A 4,777-nucleotide genomic window follows, 5' to 3' on the forward strand; every position below is an offset into this window, starting at 1 on the left:
GCCCACCACCGCGGCGGCGCCACCGGACGAGGAACTCAGTCCTCACCGCCCCCGGCGTCCGACCCCGCATCCGAACCCGCGCCCGAACCGGCCACACCCGGCTCGCCGCCCTCGCTCTCCGCCAGCAGCTCACCGATCCGCGCCGCCGCCAGCCGCTTGAACAGCCGATGCTCACGATTGCGGTCCAGCACCGCCACCTCCAGCGACGTCGCCTCCAGATGCCGGTCCGAATCCTGCGCCTCCAGCGCACGCACCGCCGTCCGCAACGCGTCCGACAGCGACGAACCCTCCCGGTAGCCGTCCTTCAGCGACTCCGCCACCGCATCGGCCTGACCGCCCATCGCCACATAGCCGTGCTCGTCCGCCACCGAACCGTCGAACGTCAACCGGTAGATCTGGTCCGTCTCCGCGTCATCGCCCACCTCCGCGACGACCAGCTCCACCTCGTACGGCTTGTTCGTCTCCGTGAAGATCGTCCCCAGCGACTGCGCGTACACGTTCGCCAGCCCCCGCGCCGTCACATCCCGGCGGTCGTACTGGTACCCGTTGATGTCCGCGTACCGGACCCCGCCGAGCCGCAGATTCTCGAACTCGTTGTACTTCCCCACCGCCGCGAACGCGATCCGGTCGTAAATCTCACTGATCTTGTGCAGCGCCCGCGACGGATTGTCCGCCACGAACAGGATGCCGTCGTCGTACTGCAGCACCACGACACTGCGGCCACGCGAAATACCCTTCCGCGCGTAATCCGCCTTGTCCTTCATCTGCTGTTCGGGCGACACATAGAACGGCATGGACACCGGTCTGGATCCCTTCTATCGCAGCGGGGCGGTCGGACCGCCCGGCGAGTCGTAACGTCCATCGACGACGGCCTGCGCCAGCGCGCCCACCTCGTCCTCGCCCAGTCGGCGATACCCGTCCGACGTCACTGACGCCACCACGGGGAAGATCCGGCGCGTCAGATCGGGCCCGCCGGTCGCCGAATCGTCGTCCGCCGCGTCGTACAGCGCCTGGACGCACACCAGCCCCGCGTCCTCCGCCGACAGATCCGGCCGGTACAGCTTCTTCAGCGCACCCCGCGCGAACACCGACCCCGAGCCCACCGAGTGGAAGTCCCGCTCCTCGTACCGGCCCCCCGCCGGGTCGTACGAGAAGATCCGCCCCTCGTCCCGCTCCTCGTCATAGCCCGCGAACAGCGGCACCACCGCCAGCCCCTGCATCGCCATCGCCAGGTTCTGCCGCACCATCGTCGCCAGCCGGTTCGCCTTGCCCTCCACCGACAGCGTCCGGCCCTCGCGCTTCTCGTAGTGCTCCAGCTCCACCTGGAACAACCGCACCATCTCGATGCCGATGCCGGCCGTCCCCGCGATCGCGATCGCCGAGAACTCGTCCGCCCGGAACACCTTCTCGATGTCCCGCTGCGCGATCACGTGCCCCGCCGTCGCCCGCCGGTCACCCGCCATCACCACACCGCCGGGGAAGGTCACCGCCACGATCGTCGTCCCGTGCGGGATGTCGTCCCCCGCCCGCGACGCCGGCGGCGTCCGCCCACCCGGCAGCGACCCCGGCGAGTACGCCCCGAGAAACTCCGTGAACGACGACATGTCCGGGTTAGCGAACAACCCCGGCAGACGCCCGGTATGCGATTCGTGGGACGCCACGCGACTCCCTTCCCCTCCACAATGGCGCCGGCCCTCACGACCTCCACCGGCGCGGACGAGTACGACCCTACTGTTCAAGGTCGCCCGCGCGCATGCCGCATGATCCCCGGCCGAGTCAGCCCACGGCGAACCCCGGCACGCGCTCCCCGCGCTCACTCCACCCAGACGGGCCCCGTGCGCACCACCCCAACGTGCGGATTCGCCTTGCGGTGCCGCCCGTCCGCCTCCCAGTACGCCGCCCAGCCGCCGTGAGGCACTCCCGCCGGATCCACCTCCGGGACGGTGAACGACAAGCGCGTCCCGCCCTCAGGAGCCGGGACGGACACGACCAAGCCGCCCGTCAGGTAGTCCGCCGCACGGCGGAGGACGACCGGGTCGTCGCAGAGCTGCCCCATGCCGGTGTTGCACCCATGGCACGCGATACCCCTCACAGCACCGCTGTCATGGTCGTGGTCGACATGCCTCGCCGGGAAGTCGAAGCAGACGGCGCAGAGGCCGCCCTGCATCTCCAGCATCCAGCCGGCGTCCCCGTCGTTGATCCCGTACTTCTGCCGGAGGTGGTAGTGCCTCGCGGACGCGGCCGACTCCGACCTCTTCCGCCACCCAGGATCCGTACGCATCCGCTCCGGACCGCCGAACATCCTCGCGCCGGTTTCGAGTTCCAGCCTTCGCGCGTGCGAGCCGTCCAACTCCAGATACTCCGCCGCGAGTCGCAGCCGCTCCGGATCGTCCTCGAACTGGCCGAGCCCGCCGTTGCACTTGAAGCACAGGATGCGGCGGACGAGCCCGGTCGTGTGGTCGTGGTCGACGTGCTTCGCCTCCGACCGGAGGCAGATGACGCAGATGCCGCCCTGCTCGGCGATCATCCGCTCGACCTCTTCCTCGGTCACGCCGTAGCGCAGCTTCAGAAGGTAGTTCCGCTCGCTCCCGTGATTGCGCCGCCGGTTCTCCACACCGGTCTCCGTGTGACAGGGGCGGCAATAGGCGGCCAGCCCGGACTTCTTCGAGCGGTTCCTTCCGAATTCGGCGACCGGTTTCTGCTCCCGGCAACGCGGACAGTACTTCATGCCCGCCGGTACGTCCGAGTGCCTGCGGTAGGCCCGCGGCTCATTGCCCAGCACCGCCTGCTTCTTCCGATATGAGCGGCCGTTCCGCAAACCGAAACAGGCCTTGCAGTAGTACGCCAGGCCGTCCTTGGAGGAGTTGAGCTTCCAGAACTCCGTGGCGGGTTTGACTTCACCGCAGTCCGAACATCGTTTCGAATACATGGGCGGGACCTTACCGGTCCCGCCCATGTATCTACGGCCGCTTTATGTTATGTGGGAATTGCCCAGAAATGGGACCTACTCAATGTCCGAGCGAATCGGACATTTCGTATCATTCCCCACCTTTTTGGACATACGAACGGACGAAGTCTTCTGCGTTCTCTTCGAGAACTTCGTCGATTTCGTCCAGAATTGAGTCCACGTCGTCGGTGAGCGCCTCCTGGCGCTCCTGCACGTCCTCGGTGGTCGTGGCCTCGGTCTCCTCGACCTCTTCCGTGCGCCGGGTGGTCTGCTTCTGACCGCCGGTGTCCTTCGTGGCCATCTCGTACCTCCGCTCTGCCGGTCCTTCCGACCCTATCCCCGATCTTCGGCGGTTAGCGGATCTTGAAATCCGTTTCGCCGCCGCCGTGCCCGGGGGGCCGGGGACTTGCTCGGGTTATCGCCGGTCCACCGCCCACTGAAACGGGCATAGCAGTCACGAAACCGAGACCTCGCCCATCGGTGCAGGTCAGCGGTGCGATAGGACTCGATAGTCACGCTATCCAATGGGCACGTTCAAGAGCCCGGACGACACACGCGCGTCGCCCGGGGCTCGGCGGGTCCGGGTCAGCTCTGACCGGTGAGGGTGGCCACCAGGTCGGCCGCCGTGCGGCAGCGGTCCAGGAGGGGCCCCACGTGCTGCTTGGTGCCGCGCAGGGGCTCCAGGGTGGGGACGCGCTGCAGGGACTCGCGGCCCGGGACGTCGAAGATGACGGAGTCCCAGGAGGCGGCCGCGACGGAGTCGGCGTACTGGCGCAGGCAGCGGCCCCGGAAGTAGGCCCTGGTGTCCTCTGGCGGGTCCTCGACGGCGGCCTCGACCTGCGCCTCGGTGACGACGCGTTCGATCCGGTCGCGGGCCACGAGGCGGTTGTAGAGGCCCTTGTCGGGGCGTACGTCGCTGTACTGGAGGTCGACGAGCTGCAGGCGCGGGTGGGACCAGTCGATGTTGTCGCGGGTGCGGTAGCCCTCCAGGAGGGCGAGCTTGGCGACCCAGTCGAGTTCGCGGGAGAGCTGCATGGGGTCCTCGCCGAGGCGGTGCAGGACCGATTCCCAGCGGTCGAGGACGTCCTTGGTCATCTCGTCCACGTCGGCGCCGAAGCGGTCCTCGACGTACTTGCGGGACTGCTCGAGGTACTCCATCTGGAGCTGGACGGCGGTCATCTTGCGTCCGTCGCGGAGCGTGAGGAGGTGCTTGCAGGACGGGTCGTGGGAGATGGCCCGGAGTGCCGCGACGGGCATGTCGACGGAGAGGTCGACGGTGAGGAAGCCGTCCTCGATCATGGCGAGGACGAGCGAGGTGGTGCCGAGCTTGAGGTAGGTGGACAGCTCGGCCATGTTGGCGTCGCCGATGATGACGTGCAGGCGGCGGTACTTCTCGGGGTCGGCGTGGGGTTCGTCGCGGGTGTTGATGATGGGGCGCTTGAGGGTGGTCTCCAGGCCGACCTCGACCTCGAAGAAGTCGGCGCGCTGGCTGATCTGGAAGCCGTCGCCGCGGCCGTCGACGCCGATGCCGACGCGGCCGGCGCCCGCGACGACCTGGCGGGAGACGAAGAAGGGGGTGAGGTGCCGGACGATGTCGGCGAAGGGGGTCTCGCGGCGCATGAGGTAGTTCTCATGGCAGCCGTAGGAGGCGCCCTTGTTGTCGGTGTTGTTCTTGTAGAGCTGGATGGGGTGGGTGCCGGGGACCATGGCGGCGCGCTGTGCGGCGTCGGCCATGACGCGTTCTCCGGCCTTGTCCCAGATGACGGCGTCGCGGGGGTTGGTGCATTCGGGGGCGGAGTATTCGGGGCTGTCGCTGATACACATCTGACG

Annotated in this window: 5 protein-coding genes; all 5 read right to left on the reverse strand. The window is 68.1% G+C overall.

Translation table 11 applies throughout. The annotated features are described in order from the left end of the window. Positions 1–35 precede the first annotated feature (35 nt). The gene (prcA, locus tag E1266_RS35635) at positions 36–794 is read right to left on the reverse strand and encodes a proteasome subunit alpha (RefSeq protein ID WP_132054758.1); all 759 of its coding nucleotides are present in this window, start codon (positions 792–794) and stop codon (positions 36–38) included. 21 nt (positions 795–815) lie between these two features. Next, positions 816–1,604, reverse strand: coding sequence for a proteasome subunit beta (gene prcB, locus E1266_RS35640; protein WP_132054752.1), 789 nt, complete (start codon positions 1,602–1,604; stop codon positions 816–818). A gap of 209 nt (positions 1,605–1,813) precedes the next feature. Further along, complete coding sequence (locus E1266_RS35645; protein ID WP_132054754.1) at positions 1,814–2,956, reverse strand: endonuclease VII domain-containing protein; 1,143 nt, start codon at positions 2,954–2,956, stop codon at positions 1,814–1,816. Between the two features lie 82 nt (positions 2,957–3,038). Beyond that, entirely contained in the window at positions 3,039–3,248 is a 210-nt protein-coding gene (locus E1266_RS35650) for a ubiquitin-like protein Pup (protein ID WP_131987926.1), read from the reverse strand. Between the two features lie 284 nt (positions 3,249–3,532). Beyond that, positions 3,533–4,777, reverse strand: a 1,245-nt coding sequence (gene dop, locus E1266_RS35655) for a depupylase/deamidase Dop (RefSeq protein WP_132054756.1), incomplete at its 5' end; no start/stop codon positions are given.

This window comes from Actinomadura sp. 7K534, from assembly GCF_004348575.1.
Taxonomy (GTDB): Bacteria; Actinomycetota; Actinomycetes; order Streptosporangiales; family Streptosporangiaceae; genus Spirillospora; species Spirillospora livida.